At 69.0% G+C, this 20,514-nt stretch carries 16 protein-coding genes; 2 read left to right on the forward strand and 14 right to left on the reverse strand.

Features of this window, described 5'->3' with window-relative positions:
- Nucleotides 1–8: 8 nt before the first annotated feature.
- Nucleotides 9–611 carry a TetR/AcrR family transcriptional regulator gene (locus tag ACSVDM_RS06160; protein ID WP_067486732.1) on the reverse strand — a complete coding sequence of 201 codons (603 nt, stop codon included), beginning with the start codon at nt 609–611 and terminating at the stop codon, nt 9–11.
- Nucleotides 598–1,464: an alpha/beta fold hydrolase gene (locus tag ACSVDM_RS06165; protein ID WP_439263489.1), complete on the reverse strand. Its 867-nt coding sequence runs from the start codon at nt 1,462–1,464 to the stop codon at nt 598–600. The genes ACSVDM_RS06160 and ACSVDM_RS06165 overlap by 14 nt, the downstream gene beginning before the upstream one ends.
- A 149-nt stretch (nt 1,465–1,613) precedes the next feature.
- Here ACSVDM_RS06165 and ACSVDM_RS06170 point away from each other — a divergent pair, with 149 nt between their 5' ends.
- Nucleotides 1,614–3,038, forward strand: coding sequence for an amidase (locus tag ACSVDM_RS06170; protein ID WP_439263490.1), 1,425 nt, complete (start codon nt 1,614–1,616; stop codon nt 3,036–3,038).
- Between the two features lies 1 nt (nt 3,039).
- Here ACSVDM_RS06170 and ACSVDM_RS06175 read toward each other — a convergent pair whose 3' ends face one another.
- From ACSVDM_RS06175 to hrcA, 12 genes are all read right to left on the reverse strand, one after another.
- Complete coding sequence (locus tag ACSVDM_RS06175; protein WP_439263492.1) at nt 3,040–4,776, reverse strand: serine/threonine-protein kinase; 1,737 nt, start codon at nt 4,774–4,776, stop codon at nt 3,040–3,042.
- Entirely contained in the window at nt 4,773–5,987 is a 1,215-nt protein-coding gene (locus ACSVDM_RS06180) for a DUF7373 family lipoprotein (RefSeq protein ID WP_439263494.1), read from the reverse strand. Before ACSVDM_RS06180 ends, ACSVDM_RS06175 begins: the two co-directional genes overlap by 4 nt.
- Nucleotides 5,974–7,617 (reverse strand): serine/threonine-protein kinase, encoded by a 1,644-nt coding sequence (locus tag ACSVDM_RS06185; protein WP_439263496.1) that lies wholly within the window; start codon nt 7,615–7,617, stop codon nt 5,974–5,976. The genes ACSVDM_RS06180 and ACSVDM_RS06185 overlap by 14 nt, the downstream gene beginning before the upstream one ends.
- Before the next feature lie 182 nt (nt 7,618–7,799).
- Nucleotides 7,800–10,640 (reverse strand): ABC transporter substrate-binding protein, encoded by a 2,841-nt coding sequence (locus ACSVDM_RS06190; RefSeq protein ID WP_439263498.1) that lies wholly within the window; start codon nt 10,638–10,640, stop codon nt 7,800–7,802.
- Nucleotides 10,641–10,731: 91 nt separating this feature from the next.
- Entirely contained in the window at nt 10,732–11,637 is a 906-nt protein-coding gene (era, locus tag ACSVDM_RS06195; RefSeq protein WP_439263500.1) for a GTPase Era, read from the reverse strand.
- Nucleotides 11,630–11,965, reverse strand: a complete 336-nt coding sequence (locus tag ACSVDM_RS06200) for a cytidine deaminase (RefSeq protein WP_067486711.1) — start codon at nt 11,963–11,965, stop codon at nt 11,630–11,632. Before ACSVDM_RS06200 ends, era begins: the two co-directional genes overlap by 8 nt.
- Nucleotides 11,958–13,307 carry a hemolysin family protein gene (locus ACSVDM_RS06205; protein WP_439263753.1) on the reverse strand — a complete coding sequence of 450 codons (1,350 nt, stop codon included), beginning with the start codon at nt 13,305–13,307 and terminating at the stop codon, nt 11,958–11,960. Before ACSVDM_RS06205 ends, ACSVDM_RS06200 begins: the two co-directional genes overlap by 8 nt.
- A 5-nt stretch (nt 13,308–13,312) precedes the next feature.
- Complete coding sequence (gene ybeY, locus ACSVDM_RS06210; RefSeq protein WP_067486705.1) at nt 13,313–13,867, reverse strand: rRNA maturation RNase YbeY; 555 nt, start codon at nt 13,865–13,867, stop codon at nt 13,313–13,315.
- A gap of 110 nt (nt 13,868–13,977) precedes the next feature.
- The gene (locus ACSVDM_RS06215; protein WP_439263754.1) at nt 13,978–15,072 is read right to left on the reverse strand and encodes a PhoH family protein; all 1,095 of its coding nucleotides are present in this window, start codon (nt 15,070–15,072) and stop codon (nt 13,978–13,980) included.
- A 173-nt stretch (nt 15,073–15,245) separates the two neighbouring features.
- Nucleotides 15,246–15,986, reverse strand: a complete 741-nt coding sequence (locus ACSVDM_RS06220) for a 16S rRNA (uracil(1498)-N(3))-methyltransferase (protein WP_439263503.1) — start codon at nt 15,984–15,986, stop codon at nt 15,246–15,248.
- 6 nt (nt 15,987–15,992) lie between these two features.
- Nucleotides 15,993–17,147 (reverse strand): molecular chaperone DnaJ, encoded by a 1,155-nt coding sequence (dnaJ, locus tag ACSVDM_RS06225; protein ID WP_067486699.1) that lies wholly within the window; start codon nt 17,145–17,147, stop codon nt 15,993–15,995.
- A gap of 133 nt (nt 17,148–17,280) precedes the next feature.
- Nucleotides 17,281–18,315 carry a heat-inducible transcriptional repressor HrcA gene (gene hrcA / locus ACSVDM_RS06230; protein WP_067486696.1) on the reverse strand — a complete coding sequence of 345 codons (1,035 nt, stop codon included), beginning with the start codon at nt 18,313–18,315 and terminating at the stop codon, nt 17,281–17,283.
- A gap of 254 nt (nt 18,316–18,569) precedes the next feature.
- Here hrcA and ACSVDM_RS06235 point away from each other — a divergent pair, with 254 nt between their 5' ends.
- Nucleotides 18,570–18,965: a hypothetical protein gene (locus ACSVDM_RS06235; protein WP_439263506.1), complete on the forward strand. Its 396-nt coding sequence runs from the start codon at nt 18,570–18,572 to the stop codon at nt 18,963–18,965.
- Nucleotides 18,966–20,514 lie beyond the last annotated feature (1,549 nt).

The following is a 20,514-nucleotide window of genomic DNA, read 5'->3' on the forward strand; positions in this document are numbered from 1 at the left end:
CCCAGCGGTCAGCTCGGTCTGAGCAGACCGGTGATGAGCAGCAGCAGCGACTGCTGGGTCTCGGCGCGGGCACGGTCGGGGTCCTCGGCGTGCGCGACGATGAGCGAGGCTTCGGTGATCGCGCTGAGCAGCAGCTGCGCGAGCACCGGGACCGGGACAGCGGGGACGATGCCGGAATCGACGGCGCGCTGGAGTTCGGCGGTGATCAGGCCGAGCCCGTGCCGGGATTCGAACTCGCGAAAGTCGGGCCAGCCCAGGACCGTCGGGGCATCCATCAGGACGATGCGCACCATCTCCGGGCGGCCGCAGATATCGAGGAAACAGGCCAGACCGGCCGTCATGCCCGCGACGACGTCGCCGGGGTCGACCGCGTCGATCGCGCGCGCGATCTCGGCCGTCGCCTCGGTCTCGATCTGTTCGAGCACCGCGAGGAACAGCCCCCGCTTGTCGCCGTAGTGGTGGTGCAGGGCACCGCGGGTGACGCCGGCGGCCGCCACCAGTTGCTCGGCGGAGGTACCGGCGAAGCCGCGCTCGGCGAACAGGTCACGGCCTGCCTGCTCGAGCGCGGCGCGGGTGGTGCGGGAGCGGTCCTCCTGACTACGGCGCTGCATGCAGCCGAGTGAACTCCACGATCAGTTCGGCGAGCAACTCCGGCTGGTCCTCGGGCAGGAAGGTGTAGGAATCGTCGACGGTACGCAGGCTCGCCCGCGGCAGGTCGGCGACCAGCCGACGGGCCAGCGACATCGGGAACAGCTTGTCCTCGGTGGACCAGACGACGAGGACCGGCAGGTCGACCTCGGCGAACCGTTCGGCGGCGGCCAGGGTGTGCCGTGCTTCCACGCCCGCGGCGAAACGGCGCAGGTCCGCCCTGATCCCGGCATCACGCCGGGCGGGACCGAGGTAGGACTCCGCGATCGGTCGGGGCAGTGCGTGTTTGGTCACCCAGCCGAAAGCGAGCGGTAGTCGCTGCGCGGGCCGCCAGCGCAACGGGGCGAGCAACGCGGCGATGGCACCCGGGATCTTCGTCAGGCGGACCAGGGTCGTGAAGGGCTGCGGCGGGAAGACCTCGTAGCAGTCGACGGCGGCGAGGACGACGCGGCCGATCCGCTCCGGGTGGCGGGTCATCAGGATCTGGGTGAGCGCGCCGCCGGTGTCGTTGGCGACGATCGTGACGTCGGTGAGGTCGAGCGCGTCGAGGAACTCCGCGATCAGGTCGGCCAGGCCGACGGGCGTGAGGTCGGCGTCGGGCATCGGAATCGAATGCGAGCCGAGCGGCCAGTCGGGTGTGAGGCAGCGGTGTCCGGCCGCGACGAGGCCGGGAACGACACCGCGCCACAGATCGGCGTTGACGAGCAGACCGTGGACGAAAACGACCGGTGATCCTGTTCCGGTGTCGTGATAGCGGATGCGACCCGACGACAGCGTGAGGTCGTGTGCCGGGCCGAGTGATGAGCTGATTCCCATGGGGTCCTCCCCTGATCGAAAGCTTGGCCTCACCACTGTTACATACATACCGTATGTATGTCTAGGCCGGAATATCCACCTAGGGTATGTGGACGAGTGACCAGTTGAGGGATAGCGTCGAGGCGACTACCTGCAGAGACGGAGTTCAGATGTCCGCGCCCGACCGCATCGCGCCGCCACCGGCCGACCTCGGCCTCGCCGAACTCGCCTCGGCCCTGACCGGCGGCACGACCAGTTCGGTCGCCGCCGTCACCGACGCACTCGACCGCATCGAGGCGTCGCAGCCGACGCTCAACGCCTTCCGGGTGATACGCCGGGCGGTCGCCCTGCGCGAGGCGGCCGAGGCCGACGCGCGGCTGGCCGCCGGTGTCCGGTTGCCGCTGCTCGGGGTGCCCGTCGTGGTCAAGGACGACACCGATGTGGCCGGTGAACCCACCGCCTTCGGCTGTGGCGGTGAGTTCCCGCCCGCCACCGAGGACGCCGAATCGGTGCGCCGGTTGCGCGCGGCGGGCGCGGTGATCGTCGGCAAGGCCAACACCTGCGAACTCGGCCAGCTGCCGTTCACCAGCGGCGCGGCCTTCGGCCACACCCGTAATCCATGGGACCGCACCCGTACGCCGGGTGGTTCCTCGGGCGGTTCGGCGGCGGCGGTCGCGGCCGGAATTGTCCCTGCCGCATTGGGTTCCGACGGCGCGGGTTCGGTGCGAATCCCGGCGGCGTGGACCAATCTGGTCGGCATCAAACCGCAGCGCGGCCGGATCTCCACCTGGCCGCTGCCGGAGGCGTTCCACGGGCTCACCGTCAACGGACCGCTGGCGCGCACGGTGGCCGACGCGGCCCTGCTGCTCGACGTGGCCGCCGGTGCGCACGACGGCGACCTGCACACCCCCGCCCCGATCGACGCGCGCGCCGCCGTCGGCCGCGACCCTGGCAAGCTGAGAATCGCTGTGTCGCTGAACATTCCGTTCACCGCGACCAAGACCGCACTCGATCCCGAGATCGCGGCCGCCGTGCACGCGATGGCGGGCACCCTGCGCGGGCTCGGACACACGGTGACCGTGGCCGATCTGCACTACGGTCTGCTGATCGGAGCGTCGTTCCTGCCGCGTTCGCTGGCCGGGATCAGCCGGGTGCACCGCACGATGCCCGGCGCCGTCGTCGACCCACGGACCACCGCCAACGCGCGCATCGGACGACTACTCGACGGCCCTGCCCTGTTCGCCGCTCGCCGCCTGGAACCATTGCTGCACAAGCGGATCGGCGGCTTCTTCGACGACTACGACCTCGTCCTCGCGCCCACCACCGCTACTCCCGCACCGCGCGCCGAGGACATCGACGGCATCGGTGTGGGCTCGACCAATGCGCTCATCACCGGCGCCTGCCCGTATACGTGGCCGTGGAACGTCCTCGGCTGGCCGAGTGTGAACGTGCCGGCGGGCTTCACCGAGACCGGGCTACCGATCGGCGCGCAACTGATGGGCACGGCGAACACCGAGCCGCTGCTCATCTCTGTTGCGGCGCAGCTCGAATCGGTGCTGCACTGGGAGCGTCAGCGGCCGGCGGCGTGGTGGTGAGTCAGAGCGGGGCGTTCACCCACCAGCGGTTGTAGAGGTCGGTGCCGTCCGTCCCGCCGAGGACGACGATCAGGCAGAAGTTGCGGGCGGTGTCGTCGAATTGGATGCTCAGCGCACCGGCGACGGTACCGGGAACGCGGCCGGGAATGTCCTGGATGACGATCCGCCCCCGGCCCGACGGCCGCTCCCACAACTCTTCCCTGGTGGCGAAGGCGTCGTCGAACTTGCCGGCGGTGCCCGGTGCGCGATTGCCCTTGCAGGCCACCGTCATCCGCTCGACCGGAGCGCGATCGCCGTTGCAGCTGAGGGTGCCCATGTCACCGAGTTGGTCCAGCGGTACGGGGTCGTAGTTCTTGTCGATCGCGGCGCACCGGGTGCCCTGGTAGCCACTGGCGAACGGAGACTTCGGGAGCAGCTCGGGAAACGCCCGCACAATGTATTCGTGGGCCTTCCACGGTGATTCGGCGGCCGTCGTCGGGGCTGCCGATGTCGCAACGATCTCTGGGGTCCTCGCGTCGTCCCTGTTCAGCGCGACGATCCCCACGGCGAGCGCGGCGACGGTGACCACGACGGCTGCTCCGGCAACCAGCCACCGCCGCCTGCGCGGTCGGTCGACGGTCGAGCCGCCACCGGCGACCCACCCCTGCTGTGCACCGTGCGATATAGCCTGTGTGTGCACCCCTCCCGGAGCCTCCGGCGCACGACCCTGCACGCTGCGTGCGCCGTGCAAAGCGCCCTGTGTACCCGGCGCTCCGCCCGGCATCGCCGGCACGCCGCTCGAAGCTCCTGGCGCACCACTGGACACGCCGACCCCCGGTGACGCGCCGAGTTGTCCGATCGGTGAGTTCCGCGGCAGCAACGCCTCGGGCTGCCCGAGGTGAGCCTCCGGAGGCACCGGCGTGCCGAATGCCGCAGACGCGGCCGCGGCCAAGGCGCCACAGCTTGCGTAGCGGTCATCGGGATTCTTGGCCAGCGCGCGGGCGATCACCGCGTCGATGGCGGATGGAAGACGCGGGTTCAGCTGGGTGGGCCGGGGTGGCGGCGCGGTCAGGTGAGCGTTGATGACGGCGGCGGGCGTATCGCGGGGGAACGGCTTGCGGCCGGTGAGCAGCTCGAAAAGCGTGCAGCCCAACGAGTACTGGTCGGCGCGATGATCGACGGCGTCGAGCCGGATCAGTTCCGGCGCGGCGTAGGCGAGGGTGGCCAGGAAAACGCCGGACTCGGTCAGCGCGGTGCCGTCGGTGCCGGATTTGGCGATGCCGAAATCGGCGACCAGCACCCGGTCCGGCTCCCCCGCGCGCGATTCCAGCATCAAGTTGGCGGGCTTGACGTCGCGGTGCAACAGTCCGGCGCGGTGGGCCGCGTCCAGCCCGGCGGCGGCTTCGGTGACGATGTGCAGCGCCAACCGCGCATCGGGCAGACCATGACGCAGCACGGAGGCGGCATCGGTGCCCGCCACGTACTGCATCGCGATCCACAGCGCACCCTGGTCCATCCCACGATCGTGGACCGCAACCACATTCGGGTGGTCGATCCGAGCTGCCAGTTCGGCCTCCCTGATGAACCTGGCCCGGAATTCGGCGGAGGCGCTGTGCGCGTCACCGAGCACTTTGAGCGCATCCCAGCGCGGGAGTCGCGGATGACGCGCGGCGTAGACGGTGCCCATGCCACCACTGCCGAGCACTCGCTCGATCACATACCCGGCGAAGACCGCACCCGGGCGCAGCTGCGCGGTCATTCGGCCAGTTCCAGCAGGCTGTACTGGGCGGCCGCCTTCTGCCGGATCTGCTGTTCGGTCGGCGCGAAGATCGTGGCGATATAGCGGCCGTGCAGCAGTGCGCACACATAGCGAACCTCCGGCTCGCTATCGGACGCGCCGGAGTCGCCGCACCGGATGTCCTCGATACCCGCGGGACCGGGCAGCGGTCGCAGGTCCGCCGCCCAATCCGTGGCGCCGCGCTCGTAGGCCTGGCGCGCCTCGGTGGCGTCGAAGTAGCGTTTGAGTCCGTCGAAGCCCATCAACGCCAGGGCATTCGCGGCGCTCCGATGCTGGCGTGAACTCATCAGAAAGGTCGCGTTGGGGCCGTACACCACGCCCCGGGCGTGCAGCATGCCCTTCCCGCCGGCGATGTTGTCCGCGTCGACCAGCAACACCGCGGGCGACGACCAGCGACCCACCTTCTCCGGCACCATCCGGGCCAGCATGCCCTCACCGTCGATCGGCAGGTCGGCGAACCGCTCGGGCTGCGTCGGTACGAAGCGGTCGAGTTCGGGCAATTGCGCATCCAACGCTGCGCCGATCAGAGTGGTCAGCGCTGCGGCATCGGGGGTGGTGTGCACGGCGTACACGCTGACCACGAACGCGCCGTGCGCGACGGTGGCCGCCATGCTCGCCACCGTGGGACGCCAATGCGCTTTGGCCGCAGGGTATTTCGGGATCGATACCGCGATGTTGTCGGCGTTGACCGCGGCGTCGGTGGCGTCGAGTCCCGCCGCCGCCGCGGTCGCCGCCGCTGCGCTCGGCATACGCAGGGCCAGCACGGTCAGTTGCCGGACCCGAGCCGTGTCGGTCCCGCCGACGACGAAACCGGCGAGCATGCCGTGCTCGGCGAGCACGGCACGTGCCTGGTCGGACAGCACACCCGACACCTTCGCCGGAGTCGGCAGCGGAACGGCATCCCATCTGGAGGGCCGGACCGACAGCGGGGAATCGGCTTCGACCGGATTGACCATGACCTCGCCGATCCGCAGCGACTCGATCACCCGGCCCGAGTATTCGGTTCCCGGCGGCGCCTGCAGCGGAACATGCTGGTAGTGCCCATAATCCAAGGTGGCGAGGTCGACCCGGACCGGCTCCGCCGTCCCGGATACCCGGCAGCCGGTCACCGCGGCGGTCAACAGGACAACACCCAGCAGGCCGCGGGCCGCGCGGGAATCACAGCGGCGCATCGGCCCACCACCTCTCGCGCAGTTCGGCGCCGTTGGCGCCGCCGACGACCCTGATCCGGCAGAACGACCGGGCGGGTTCGTCGAAGTAGATCGACAGGTTGCCGAGGAGATTCCCGTCCACATCGGTGTTCCTGCCCCAGTGCAGATTTCCGGTCCCGGACGCCCGCCGCCACTGTTCGCTGCCCTCCACCGTGTCCGTGCTCGGCGGCGGTGACATCAGCGAGCGGTCGGTCTTGCATTCGATGGTGACCGACACCGCCGGGTCACGGTTGCCTTCACAGCGCATTCGCGCGAACGGCGCGAGTGTGTCGGTCGGAACATGGTCGCCGTTGTCGTTGATCATGTAGCAGGCCGTCAACTCCTGGTATCCGACGCCGAGCTGAAAGGCGGGCAGCAGGTCGGGAAACAGGTCGGCGATGAAGCTGTAGGCGCCCCACGCGTTCGCCGGAGGTAGGGGCGGCGGCGAGGTGGTGGCCTGTGCGCTCGGCGACTCGGTGCCGCCACCGGTCCCGAGCATCGCGGCGGTGACGACGCAGACCACGAGCACCGCCGCTGCCGCGATGAGGAAACCACGGCGGCGGACGAGCCGGGCGAACGGGGTGCGCCGTGGTAGCAGCACCGCCGTGAACGGGTCTTCGGGGATGAAGCGCGCTCGTGGATCCGGCACTGCCGCAGCGACTCCCGCGACGTACTGCGGAGACGGGGTGGACGGATGCACCGAGTTCGGGACAGCGGCGGAGGCGGGTGCCGCAGGGCTGCGCACCTGTGGTGCCGACGGTGCGGGTGCGGACCCGTTCATCGCCTCGCGGGCGGCGGCGGCCAGCGCACCACACGAATCGAACCGCTGCGCCGGGTCTTTGGCCAGGGCCCGCGCGATCACCGCGTCGAAGCCCGCCGGGAGCCCGGGGCGCAACGCGGACGGCCGCGGCGGCGGTTCGTGCAGGTGGGCATACATCACCGCGGCGGGCGTCTGCCGGGGGAACGGGACTGTACCGGTGAGCAATTGGAACAGCGAGCAGCCGAGGGCATAGACATCGGCGCGGCGATCGACGGGGTCACCGCCCAGCCGTTCGGGCGCGACATAGGACAGCGTCGCGGTGAAGCCACCACCGGCCGACAGCGTCGCGGTGTCCTCGGCGTGCCGGGCGATGCCGAAGTCGGTGATCAGCACCCGGTCGGGCAGGCCCGACTGTTCGGCGACGAGGATGTTGGCCGGTTTCACGTCGCGGTGCAGCAGTCCCGCACGATGCACCTCGTCGAGGCCGCGGGCCGTTTCACCGATGATGTGCACCGCGCGCGCCGGGTCGAGCCCGCCGGGGGCGCGCCGGATCAGGTCGGCGGCGTCGGAACCCGCGACGTACTGGGTGGCGATCCAGAGCTTGCCCTCGGTTTCGCCGCGATCGCGCACCGCGACCAGATTCGGATGCTGCAGTCCGGCGGCGAATTCGGCTTCGCGCAGGAACCGCGCCCGGTACTCCGCGTCGTCGGCGTGGTCGTCGGCGAGGATCTTGATCGCGTCGTGGCGGGGCAGACGCGGGTGCCGCGCCAGGTACACGGTGCCCATGCCACCGGAGCCCAACTTCCGCTCGATCAGGTAGCCGGCGAACTCCGCGCCCTCGGCAATACTCACCCGCCCGGTCTCCCACGTTCACCACACTGCCGGGACCCTTCCGGCAGAGAACAGGCGCGAGGACCGGAATGGTCGGCCCGCACCAGGTCAGCCCCCGGAAATCAACGGTTCCCGACCATGCCCGAGCGACTATAACAGCACGGATCAGGCTGCGCGGTCCAGCAATTCCGGGTGCGAACGGGCTACCGACCCGGTTCGCGCCAGCTTTCGAGATCGCTCTTGGTTCCGGGCGGGCACCCGTCTTGGCCGGGTTGGCGGGGGAACATCATCAGGCAGCGCTGCGGTCCGCCCCCGCCCACCGCGGTGGTGACGAGCACCGCGATCGACGACCCGTCGGCGACCCGCTTGGTGGAGAAGCCCAATGTGCCGGTGACACCGCGATAGTCGGCCTCGCGCAACTGCACCGCGATCGCCGTCCGATTCGGCGGCTGGTCGCCGAGCACGCCGCGGCTGGCGCGCACCGCCTGCAGGAACAGCCCGCTCACGTCGAAGGCGAGCCCGGTCCTGTCCCCCGCCCACGTCGGCTGGTATTCGGCCATGTCCGGATAGGCGCGCAGGTCCTCGATGAGACCGGCGAGCTCGGCGCACAACTGTTCGTGTTCGAAAGGCACCGGTCGGTCACCGAGTTTGCCGACGCCCTTCACACAGTCGGCTCCGCCGAGCATCACCGGTGCCGCCTTGGCCACGTAGCGCACCGTCAGGTTGGCCGGCAGGGCGATGGTCGCACGCGGATCGGTGATCAGCCTCGTCACCGCGTCGTTGCCGAGCAGCGCCGGTCCGTCACCGCTGATACAACCGCGACTGAGGGCCTTGGCGAAGGTCGGGAAGTCGTCGTTGCGGCCCGCGAAGAAGAGCAGTTCACGCCGGTCGAAGGACTCCGCCTCGCACGGTGCGGGCAGACCGTAGAGCTCCTGCTGTGCGCGCCAGCTCGTACTCCGGTGCGTCACACCGCGTTCGGTGAGCTCCCGCTGAAGGTCCTCGACCAGGGTCGTCACGTACAGGTCGTCGGGCGCCTCGGGGTGGTAGATGGTGACTTTGTCGTAGCGCGGGGTGCCGTCGGCGGCGCGCGCGCCCTGCATGTAGTCGGCGACCAACCGAGCCTGAACCGAATTGCTCGGCGCTGCTTGGAAATACAGCGGCGACGCCTGCTCCAGCCCGTCGGCCGACAGGGTGGTCGCCACCGCGGGCACGCCCAGCTCACCCAATCGCGTGATGGCCTTGCGGGTTTCGTCGGTGCTGCGGTCGATGCCGACCACGCCGAGCACGCTCGGGTCGTCGGCGACGAGCGGACGCAGCCGGTTCTCCACCACCCACCGGGCATGGCGCATATCCGAACCGCCGTTGGCGATGATGATCCGCAGCAACGGTTCCGACTCGTCGGAGGCGAGCAAGGCACGGCGCTGCTGCACCGCGAGCCCGGCCAGTTCCTCGACCTGCGCGTGCGGGTAGCGCACATTGGTGTCGACGTAGCTGAGCCCCGCGAAATACACCAGCGAGATCAGCGGCCGGTTCGGATTGCTCTCGCGCGCATCGACGGCCGCCTCGTTCAGGCGGAACACCTCGCGCTGCATGGCCGACAGTTCCGGATCGTCGGCGAAGGTCTGGGCGGCGTTGTCGCTGTAGCCGACGCATTCGCCGTCGACCAGGCTGACGCTCACCCCACCCGTCCACGGCCAGTGCGAGCACGAGGCGCCGCGCAGTGGTGGGAAGTACACCAGCGCGGCGGCCACCGCCAGCACGATCGGGATCAGCACGCACAAACCGACGAACCAGCTGCGCGAGGCCATCGGCGGGGCGGGCGGCAACGACTGCCCGCGGAAACGCGGATCGCCCACGCGCGGTGTGGAATCCGGCGGTATCAGCGCGCGCAGCGGCAGGAACCAGGCGTCGGCCTGGCGGTGTGTGCGCCTGCTGTCGATCTCCCTGATCCAGGTCTGCAGCGGGTCGGGCGGCTGCGCGGTCGGCTGATCGGCGAGGCTTTCCAGCGTGCGCAGGGTGCGCAGATCGCTGATGTTCGATAGCTCACCCACCTCACGCGTCGGCCCTTCGTCGCGGAAGGCGACGACAACCAGCGGATCGAAAAGGCCGGTCTCGTTGCGGATCTCGTTGATCCAGGTGAGGATGCGCGCACCGTCACCGCCCTCGGTGAGACCACCGAGCAGGGCAACCGGGTAGGCGGTGCGCCGCCAGCTCGACGGCCGCCAGATGCGGCGGCGATACGCGTCGCGCAGGTCTTCCAGGAACGCGTGGATCAGGAGCTTGGCGACCTGTTCCTCGTTCTCGTCCACGCGGTGCGAGGCGGTGAGCCGGGCAGCGAAACCCAGGAAACTGCCGGACAATTCGGGCGCGAGGTAGCGTTGATGCAGGAACCAGCGGGTCACCTTCGACATGCCGGGAATACGCCCCGACACCCACAACCACAGTCGCAGCACCGGCCACAGGGCCAGCACAGCGAAGACCACGCTCGAAATCATGCCGCCCGCTGCGCCTTCGGTGGCGTCGGCGCGGTTGGCGGACGAACCACTACGCAGCAGCTTGGGCAGGCGCCTGCGCAGTTCGTCGGGCGCCTCGGATTCGTCGGAGGTGACGCGCTGTCTGGTCAGCCAGTCGGCCGTGCGGTAGCGCGGGAACTTGATGGCGCCCATCGCGGTGTCGTCGGTCGCGAAACCGGCGACCAGCTGCTGGATGATCGGCAGACAGTGGTCCGGGATCTCCTGGTCGTCGGCGTGCGGGCCGGCGTTGAACGCGTTGACATCCGGGCTCAGCCGGGTGGGCGGCAGATCGGGAGCGTGCAGGTCGATCCTGGCGCGCGGGGTGGCCCGCCTGCCGCCGGACTCCCCCAGCCAGCTGTAGAGATCGTTGACCAACGCGGTATGGCCTTGTAAGCCGACCATCTCGACGATCGGGCGCGGCAGCGTTCGCCTGCCGTGCACCAACGTGCGCCACACCCGGGGGCGGGTGTCGGGGATCTCCAGTGCCCGCAGCAGTTCCAGCAGCTTGCCGACATCGTTGGCATCGGGCACGTGCACAGCCTCCCCGGGTGATCAGCGAACAACGCCGATCACAATCGGCGTGTTCGCCGAACGATACCCCGAACCGCCGACACACAAACGGTCAAAAGCCCAGCTTCCCCAGCTGTTTGGGGTCGCGCTGCCAGTCCTTGGCCACCTTCACGTGCAGATTCAGGTAGATCCGTGTGCCGAGGATGTGCTCGATCTGCTTGCGGGCATTGGTACCCACCTCCTTGAGGCGAGAACCGTTCTTGCCGATGACGATCGCCTTCTGGCTCGGCCGTTCCACATACAGCAGGGCATGCACCTCGAGCATGTCCTCGTTGACCTCGTAGGGCTCGATCTCCTCGATCACCACGGCCAGCGAGTGGGGCAGTTCGTCGCGCACACCCTCGAGGGCAGCCTCGCGGATCAGCTCGGCCATGAGGGTTTCCTCGGGCTCGTCGGTGATCTCGCCGTCGGGGTAGAACGCCGGTCCCTCGGGCATCTTCGACGCGATCACGTCGACGAGCACCTCGACCTGTTCGCCCTTCACCGCCGAGACCGGAACCACCTCGGCCTCGGGCCCGAGCAGCTTCGACAGCGCCATCAGCTGGTGGGCGATCTCGTCGCGACCCACCTTGTCGATCTTGGTGACCACCCCGATCACGGTGGTCTTGGGCGCCATCTGCTTGATCTGCTCGACGATCCAGCGGTCGCCGGGACCGATCTTCTCGTCGGCCGGGATGCACAGCGCGATCACGTCGACCTCGGAGTAGGTGTCGCGCACGAGATCGTTGAGGCGCTGCCCGAGCAGGGTGCGCGGGCGGTGCAGACCGGGGGTGTCGACCAGGATGAGCTGGGCGTGCTCACGGTGCACGATGCCGCGAATGGTGTGCCGGGTGGTCTGCGGACGCGAGGAGGTGATCGCGATCTTCGACCCGACCATGGCATTGGTCAGCGTCGACTTGCCGGTATTGGGGCGGCCGACGAAACAGACGAAGCCGGAACGGAATTCGGTGTCAGCCACCGCGCACCTCGCTCAGCACGGCACCCGAACGATCGGTGTGGATCACCGTCGCACCGGGCGACACCTCGTGCATCGCCGCGATACCCGCGTCCTCCCCGCTCGCACCGACCACCACGGCCGCCTCGAAACCCTCGGCGCCACTGGAGATCGCGGCGGCCACCGCGGCCTGCAACGCGGTCAGGCGAAGGGCGGCGAGGGTCACCTCACCCGCGGCGTAGGTGCGGCCGTCGGTGTCACGCACCGCCGCGCCGCTCGCGCCACCGGTACGGCCGAGTGCGCCCCGTGCCAGCACCAGCAGTTTGTTGTCCTCTGCGTCGAGTTCACTCATCGGTCTCTCCATTGTCTGCGGGCACTGTCACCGGGTCGGTCTCGGCCTGCGCCTCGTCGGGCTTGCCGTTGCGGGCCTTGTCTGTCTTCTTCTCTTTGTCGGCCGCGCGGCGCACCAGCACGGTGTTCACCCGCATCCGCCCACGCGCGTCGGCACCACCCTCGCCGCGTAGCACCAGGCCGTGCACGGTCACCTTGGAACCCGGCAGCGGGACGCGGCCCAGTTCATGGGCGAGCAGGCCACCGACGGTGTCCACGTCCTCGTCCTCGATGTCGAGGCCGTACAGCTCGCCGAGGTCCTCCACCGACAAGCGGGCCGACACGCGGTAGCGGCCCTCGCCGAGATCCTCCACCGGCGGGGTCTCGTCGGTGTCGTACTCGTCGGCGATCTCACCGACGATCTCCTCGAGCACGTCCTCGATCGTGACCAGCCCGGCGATGCCGCCGTATTCGTCGACCAGCAGGGCCATGTGGTTGCGGCGGCGCTGCATCTCGTCGAGCAGCGCGTCGAGCGGTTTGGAATCGGGAATGAACACGGCCGGTCGCATCACCTCGCGCACCGTCACCTTGCGGGCGCGATCGGCATAGGGCACAAGATCTTTCAGGTAGACCACACCGAGCACGTCGTCGACGTTCTCGCCGATCACCGGGATTCGCGAATGCCCGGAACGCACCGCGAGCGACATCGCCTGGGCGGCGGTCTTGTCGTTTTCGATCCACACCATCTCGGTGCGCGGCACCATCACCGCGCGGGCGGCGGTGTCGCCCAGTTCGAAGACCGACTGGATCATGCGGCGCTCGTCGTCGGCGACCACGCCACGCTCGCGGGCCATGTCGACCACCTCGCGCAGCTCGATCTCCGACGCGAACGGGCCGTTGCGGAATCCCTTACCAGGAGTGATGGCATTACCGAGCAGGATGAGCAGCCTGCTCACCGGGCTCAGCACCGCACCGATGATCTGCATCGGGACGGCCGCGGCCAGCGCGATCGAATAGGCGTGCTGGCGGCCGAGGGTGCGCGGGCCGACCCCGATCACCACATACGAGACGACGACCATCGAGGCGGCGGTGACCAGCAGCGCCGTCGTCGGGCTCCACAGCTCCAGCGTCGCGGCGGCCAGCAGTACGGTGGCGCTGATCTCGCACAGAATGCGCAGCAGCACCATCAGATTCACGTAGCGGGGACGGTCGTCGACGATCTGGCGCAAGCGCGCGGCGCCGGGCCGTTCCTCGCGGACCATGTCGTCGAGCCGTGCGCGCGAGACGGTATTGAGGGCCGAGTCGACACCCGCGAACACACCACCGAGGCCGATCAGCCCGATGGCGAGCAGGATCTGCACCATCGAGGTCACGCGGGGCCCAGTGCGTCACCCGGTGCGGTGAACCCTGCCTTACCGAGCAGGCGGGCGTCACGTTCGGCCAGTTCGGCGCGCAGCTGTTCTTCGCGCAGGCTCTGGTACCACTCCTCGAGCAGCTGGGCCTGCAGCGCGAACATCTCCTTCTCCTCCTCCGGCTCGGCGTGGTCGTAGCCGAGCAGGTGGAGCACGCCGTGCACGGTGAGCAGGGCCAGCTCGTGGTCGAGGGAGTGACCGGCCTTCTGCGCCTGGCCCATGGCGAATTCCGGGCACAGCACGATGTCGCCGAGCATGGACGGGCCGGGCTCGGGGCTGTCGGGGCGGCCGCCCGGCTCGAGTTCGTCCATCGGGAACGACATCACATCGGTCGGGCCGGGCAGGTCCATCCAGCGCACGTGCAAGTCGGCCATGGTGTCGAGATCCACGAGCACCATCGACAGTTCGGCGGCCGGATGCACGTCCATCCGTCCGATCACGAAACGCGCGACGCTGACCAGGTCTTCTTCGGGAATGTCCATACCCGATTCGTTGGCGATCTCGATGCTCACGTGTTCAGGGTACGGGCCGATGGACCGAGTCCTGTGCACCGCCCTACGACGCGACGTAACGAGTACGCCGCGTCGTATCGATGGGCATCGTCGCAGCGTGTGGCTGGTGACTACCGGCGATCCGCCCGGCCCGCCGCCCGGCGCTGGGCCCGGTTGCCCGGGTAGTGCGGGGCCGGAACCGCGCGGGTCTCGGATTCGAAGCGGTCGTAGGCGTCGACGATGTCGGAGACCAGCCGATGCCGCACCACGTCGGAGCTGGTGAGCTCCGAGAAGTGGATGTCGTCGATATCGGTGAGGATCTCCGAGGCCGCCCGCAGACCCGAACGCTGTCCGTTGGGCAGGTCGACCTGCGAGATGTCGCCGGTGACCACCATCTTCGAGCCGAAGCCGAGACGGGTGAGGAACATCTTCATCTGCTCGGCCGTGGTGTTCTGCGCCTCGTCGAGAATGATGAACGAATCGTTGAGGCTGCGGCCACGCATGTACGCCAGCGGCGCGACCTCGATGACACCGGAGGCCAGCAGCTTCGGGATGGCTTCCGGATCCATCATGTCGTGCAGGGCGTCGTAGAGCGGACGCAGATACGGGTCGATCTTGTCGTTGAGCGTGCCGGGCAGGAAGCCGAGGCGCTCACCGGCCTCGACCGCGGGCCTGGTCAGGATGATGCGGGTGACCTGCTTGGTCTGCAGGGCCTGCACCGCCTTGGCCATCGCCAGATACGTCTTGCCGGTACCGGCCGGGCCGATGCCGAACACGATGGTGTTCACGTCGATCGCGTCGACGTAGCGCTTCTGGTTCAGCGTCTTGGGCCGGATGGTCTTGCCGCGCCGCGACAGGATGTCCAGGCTCAGCACCTCGGCCGGCGACTCGGACACACCGGAGTCGGTGAGCATGGACACGGTGTGCCGGACCGCCTCAGGGGTGATCACCCGGTTGCGGCCGGTCAACGCGACCAACTGCTCGACGACACGCTCGGCCAGGGCCACATCGGCGGCCTTGCCCGTGATGGTGACGGTGCTACCGCGCACATGGATGTCGGCCGGAAGCAACTGCTCGAGCTGACGGAGGTTCTGGTCGGCCGAGCCGAGGAAGGGGAAAACGGATTCGGGGGCGAGTTCGATGCTGGAACGCACGGTTCGCGCCGCCGGGGATGCTCCGTTGCCGTCGGTGCCGACGCCTGGGACGGGGAGGGTGGGATCGCCGATCTCGCCTGTGTTCTTCAAAAGTGGCTATAGCCTGCTTCCGGTCTCGACCTGGTGTTCGATGAGACCAGTTTACCGCCGCCCACCGACACCGCACAGCGGTTAAAAACCGGGACGTGGTAGAGGACCCATCACTACCCGATCGGGGTACCCCTCCGGGGCGATTTCACGCCCTCTCACCAGCGCTTCGTCAGCGCTCCGAGGGCGCCGAGCGCGACCGCGGCGGCGGTGGATGTGCGCAGGACGGTCGGGCCGAGCAGCACGATGTCGGCGCCCGCGTCGGCGAGCGCGGTCAGCTCGGCGTCGTCGAGGCCGCCTTCCGGGCCGACGATGAGAATCACTTCCTTGCTCCGCGCGAGCGGAAGCTCGGTGAACTTGCCGGTGCCCGACTCGTGCAGGGCGGCGACCACCGCGCCGTCGGCCTTCGCCGCGCGCACCAGTTCGAGCAGGTCGCGCGTGCGGTGCAGGCCGGCGACCTCGGGAATGTAGGCACGGCGCGACTGCCTGGCCGCGGATTTCGCCGCCGCCCGCCACTTCTCGATGGCCTTGGCGGCCTTGGCCTCCCAGTTGGCGACGCAGCGCGCGGCCTGCCAGGGCACGATCAGGTCGGCGCCCGCCTCGGTCATCAGCTCGACGGCCAGCTCGGAACGATCCGATTTCGGCAGTGCCTGCACCACGGTGACCTGCGGGATGACCGGTTCGGCCAGCCTGCGGTTGCGTACCGCGAGTTCGAGGCGGTCCTTGGCCGCCGCGATCACCTCGGAGTCGGCGAGCACACCGTGTCCGTCGGACAGGGTGATCAGCTCGCCCACCCGGGTCCGGCGCACCGTCGCGGCATGGCGACCCTCCGGGCCGTCGAGCACCGCGACAGCGCCCGGCTCCGGGATGTCGTCGAGGTAGAAGACCGTGGCGGCCATCGCCGGTCAACGACCGCTGAACGACGCGCGCAGCCGGGCGAACAGGCCGCTGTTGTGCTCGGACTGCGACGACATCACCTCGGCGCGATCCTTGTCACGCATGCCCTTGAACTTGCGCAGCAGTTCGGTCTGCTTGCCGTCGAGTTTGGTCGGCACCACGATGTCGAGGTGGGCCAGCAGGTCGCCGCGCGCACCGGAACGCAATCGGGGCATGCCGTGTCCGCGCAGGTGGATGACCTCGCCCGGCTGGGTGCCCGGGGCGATGGTGAGCTCGGTCGGCCCGTCGAGGATCGTGTCTACGACCACGGTGGTGCCGAGGATCGCGTCGACCATCGGAACCCGGACGGTGCAGTGCAGGTCGTCGCCGTCGCGGACGAACGTGTCGTGCGGCTGCTCGACGACCTCGACGTACAGGTCGCCCGCATGGCCACCGCCGGGGCCGACCTCACCCTGGGCGGCCAGGCGCACCCGCATGCCGTTGGCGACACCGGCCGGGATCGGCGCGGCGATCTCGCGGCGCGCACGCACGCGGCCGTCGCCACCACACTTGGTGCAGGGGTCGGGGATGACCTCGCCCGCGCCGCGACAGGTCGGGCAGGGGCGGGAGGTGAGTACCTGGCCGAGGAACGAGCGCTGCACCGACTGCACTTCGCCCGCGCCGCCACAGGTTTCGCAGCGCACCGGCTTGGAGTTGCCGTTGGTGCCCGCGCCGTGGCAGAGGTCGCAGAGGATGGCGGTGTCGACGGTGAGGTGCTTGGTGACGCCCACCGCGCACTCGGCCAGGCTCAGCCTGGTGCGGATCAGCGAGTCGGCACCGGGCTGCACGCGGCCGCGCGGCTTGCGCGCACCGCCGCCCTGGCCGCTCATCCCGCCGAAGAACGCCTCGAACACATCACCGAGACCGCCGAACCCGGCACCGCTGAATCCCGCACCGCCGCCGCCGTTTTCGAGCGGGTCACCGCCGAGGTCGACGATCCGGCGCTTCTCCGGGTCGGTCAGCACCTCGTAGGCGGTGGAGACTTCCTTGAACTTGGCCTGCGCGGCCTCGTCCGGGTTCACGTCGGGGTGCAGTTCGCGGGCCAGTTTGCGGTACGCGCGCTTGAGCTCCTGGTCGGTGGCATTCTTGCCGACGCCGAGCAGTCCGTAGTAATCCCGTGCCACTTGAGTTCTCTAGTCCTTGGTCGCTGTGGTCCAGCCGAACGCCGGGCGCATCCTTTAGTCTGTTCGACTCAACTTTACCCCGGTCGAAGTACCGACCATAACAGTGCCCGCACGGTTGCCGCCGACCCGGCGGTCACCTTTCGGCCAGGACCTCGCCGATATAGCGGGCAACGGTCGCCACCGACGCCATGGTGCCGGGATAGTCCATCCGGGTCGGGCCGAGCACGCCCATACCGCCGAGCACCGCGCCCGCCGCGCCGTATCCGGTGGACACCACGGAGGTGCCGCGCATCTGCTCGACCTGGGTCTCCTCGCCGATCTGCACGGTCACCTGACCCGGCTGCTGGGCGGCGGCCAGCAGCTTCAGCACGATGACCTGTTCCTCGAGCGCCTCGAGCACGGTGCGCAGCGAGCCGGGGAAACCGAAGTCGGCGACATTGCGGGTGAGGTTGGCGGTGCCGCCGAGCACCAAACGCTCCTCCGGATGCTCGACCAGGGTTTCCACCAGCACGGTCGACACCCGGACCAGCACATCGCGGATCTTGGCCGGCGCGCGTTCGGGCAGTCCGGCCACCGACGCACTGGCGACCGAGAGCAGTTTGCCGTCCATCGCGCCGCCGAGCAGGCCGCGCACGGCGGCGAGGTCGTCTTCGGAGATCACCGCGCCCAGGTCGACGATGCGCTGATCGACGCGGCCGGTGTCGGTGATGACGACCAGTAAGAGGCGGGCGGGATTGAGCGCGACGACCTCGATGTGGCGCACGGTCGATGCCGACACCGTCGGGTACTGCACCACCGCGACCTGGCGGGTGAGCTGGGCCAGCAGCCGCACCCCTCGGCGCAACACGTCGTCGAGGTCGACACCGGATTCGAGGAACTCCATGATCGCGCGGCGTTCGGCGCCCGAGAGCGGCTTCACCTCGGCGATCCGGTCGACGAATTCGCGGTAGCCCTTGTCGGTCGGCACGCGCCCGGAACTCGTGTGCGGCTGGGTGATGTAACCCTCCGCCTCCAGCACGGCCATGTCGTTGCGGACCGTGGCGCTGGACACTCCGAGATTGTGCCGTTCGACCAGCGACTTCGAGCCGATCGGTTCCTTGGTGGCGACGTAGTCCGCGACAATCGCTCGCAGGACCTCGAATCGCCGATCTTCGGTGCTCGAAGCCATCGACCCCACCTCCTCGCTCGTGCCGGGTACGTCGTCGGCCCGCGTTGTTGTAGTGCTGGGGCACAGACTCGCACGCGGGCGCTCGGGGCGTCTTGCAGTCCAGTCTAAATTGTCTCGTTCTCCGGTGAGTTCTCCACAGGGCGGAGTTATCCACAGGGCGCGGATCAGGGCTTGTCGCGTTATCGCACCCAGCGTACGTTCGGTCGTGAATCAGGCGCTTTACCAGCGCTTTTCCGGGGCGGGAGGGGTTTGCGATGCGATTCGGTGCCGAGTGGGGCGCGGGTGACTCCGCGGTCGTGGTACGCCCGGAGGAATTCGCCAGGATCGATCGGGCGTGTGTGATGTTTCTCGAGGTAGTCGAGAGTGTCTCGCTGCTCGCCGGGCAGATCTCCTCGCAGACGCACTGGGGTCTGGGGGAAGGTGACGGGCGGCTGATCTCGGGGCCCGCGCTGGTTGGCCGGTTCCGGGAGACGGCAGAGGCGGTGGGTGCCGCGATGGAGACGCACCGCCGGATCGTCGGTGATATCCGCGAGGCGCATCGGCTCGCGCGGGACCGGCTGGTGGCGGTCGACGAAGAGTGGGCGCTGCGTCTGGCCGACGCGGAAGCCGCACTGGCAACGCGTGATCCGTTCGCGGTCGGTGCCCGATGATGCCGGGCGGTGGTGAGAACGTCCACCACTGGCGGCATCGAGAGATCACCGAGGCGTTCTCATCCCTCGATGTCACCGATGCTGTCGCACAGGCGGACGCGTTCCAGCGGTTGGCGCGGTATTGGGAAGAGGGGCTGGATGCCTTCGATCGTGCGATCAGCGTGGGGCTGCCGGCGGCCTGGTCGGGTGCCGGAGCGGAGGCTGCGATGTCTTCTATCCGGCGATACCTCGATCAGGCACGAGAACTCCTCTCCGCTGTCCATTCCATCCCCGCTTTGGTCCAAGCGGCGGCCGATGCGGTAGTCGCGACCAAGTACGCGATTCCCGAAATCGTCGAGGAGTCCGCTGTGCCGGTGTGGTCCACCGATCCGGGTGGGATGCGGGAGGCCGGCATCCGGGAAGAAGAGGCGAGAGCTGCCATGCGTGATCGCTACGTCCGACCATTCGGCGAGATCCTCAGCCGGATCCCGTTGATACCCCGGCCAATTCATTCCTACGCGGCTACTGGTAGCGGCGATCCTCTCGGCAACGACCTGTCCACACCCTTGCTGGTCGCTGAAGTCCCGGCCGCCGAGCATTACCGACCCATCGGGACCGCCATGGACGCGAACGCGCTGAGAACGTGCGACGAATCATGCGGGCTCGCAGCGTCTTCGGGTCACGATGTGGATCGGTCTGCCGTTTTCGGCGCGGTGCCCAGCTCCCTCACTGACCTGCCGGGCACTGACACAAGGCAATTCGACGCGAACCTGGCCGACGCGAGCGGAGCAGCGACGGCTACCCGCATCGGAGCTGTTGGCGGAGGAACAGCAGGCGCAGTGGACGTCGGCGCGGCGAGAGTCGATGTGATGCGCGTCGGTGATTCACCGGGGCCGAATGCTGATGGGCCACAACGATCCGGCGATGCCGACCGGGGACGCACCCCCAGCGAGGGCGGTTCGGCGAGTACTCGCGGTGCGGAGACGGCTTGGCCGTCGAGAGGTCCAGCAGCGTCAGGTGCGGGACCTCGCGGCGAGGCGAGGATTGGGCGCGCAACAATTTCGGGCGCGGGAGCGAGTACGCGCGCCGGTGAAGGTGTCGCGCCACAGGTCGACAGTGCAGTAGCAACTCGGCCGGATGATGGCGGGCCTATGAAAAGCGGCGGTCACCACGAGGGCGGTGGCCCGAACCCGAACAGCGGGCAACGCGGGGCAGGCCAGGCGAAGACAGAGGCTGACAGCCCCGGTGCGGCGGTACGCAACACATTCGCAGACCGCATCGCGCTCGCAAATTCGGCGTTGTCCGCAAACGATGCTCTGTCTGGCAACCCAGTCGCCGCAGGCAAAGCCCCGGCAGACAACGCACTCCGGGCGAACAACGCCTCAACGGGCAACGTACTAGCGGCGGATAAGGCTCCGGCAGGAAATGCGCCGACGGCGGGCGATGCGGGAGTCGAGACGAGGGCGTCCGGCACGGGGCAGGGGCAGGTGGCCGCGCGGTGGTTCCACTGCGTTGCACTGGCGCCGGGTGTGCCTGGCGCAGAGCGGGAGGAGCGCGCTCGTGGGGTCCC

Source organism: Nocardia sp. JW2 (genome assembly GCF_051843015.1).
In the GTDB taxonomy this organism is placed as follows: Bacteria; Actinomycetota; Actinomycetes; order Mycobacteriales; family Mycobacteriaceae; genus Nocardia; species Nocardia coubleae.

Bases quoted from the DNA above. Each gene is read 5' to 3' on its own strand.
- ACSVDM_RS06160 (WP_067486732.1), bottom strand. From the start codon at position 611: ATGCAGCGCCGTAGTCAGGAGGACCGCTCCCGCACCACCCGCGCCGCG.
- ACSVDM_RS06165 (WP_439263489.1), bottom strand. From the start codon at position 1,464: ATGGGAATCAGCTCATCACTCGGCCCGGCACACGACCTCACGCTGTCG.
- ACSVDM_RS06170 (WP_439263490.1), top strand. From the start codon at position 1,614: ATGTCCGCGCCCGACCGCATCGCGCCGCCACCGGCCGACCTCGGCCTC.
- ACSVDM_RS06175 (WP_439263492.1), bottom strand. From the start codon at position 4,776: ATGACCGCGCAGCTGCGCCCGGGTGCGGTCTTCGCCGGGTATGTGATC.
- ACSVDM_RS06180 (WP_439263494.1), bottom strand. From the start codon at position 5,987: ATGCGCCGCTGTGATTCCCGCGCGGCCCGCGGCCTGCTGGGTGTTGTC.
- ACSVDM_RS06200 (WP_067486711.1), bottom strand. From the start codon at position 11,965: ATGAGTGAACTCGACGCAGAGGACAACAAACTGCTGGTGCTGGCACGG.
- ACSVDM_RS06205 (WP_439263753.1), bottom strand. From the start codon at position 13,307: ATGGTGCAGATCCTGCTCGCCATCGGGCTGATCGGCCTCGGTGGTGTG.
- ACSVDM_RS06220 (WP_439263503.1), bottom strand. From the start codon at position 15,986: ATGGCCGCCACGGTCTTCTACCTCGACGACATCCCGGAGCCGGGCGCT.
- hrcA (WP_067486696.1), bottom strand. From the start codon at position 18,315: ATGGCTTCGAGCACCGAAGATCGGCGATTCGAGGTCCTGCGAGCGATT.
- ACSVDM_RS06235 (WP_439263506.1), top strand. From the start codon at position 18,570: ATGCGATTCGGTGCCGAGTGGGGCGCGGGTGACTCCGCGGTCGTGGTA.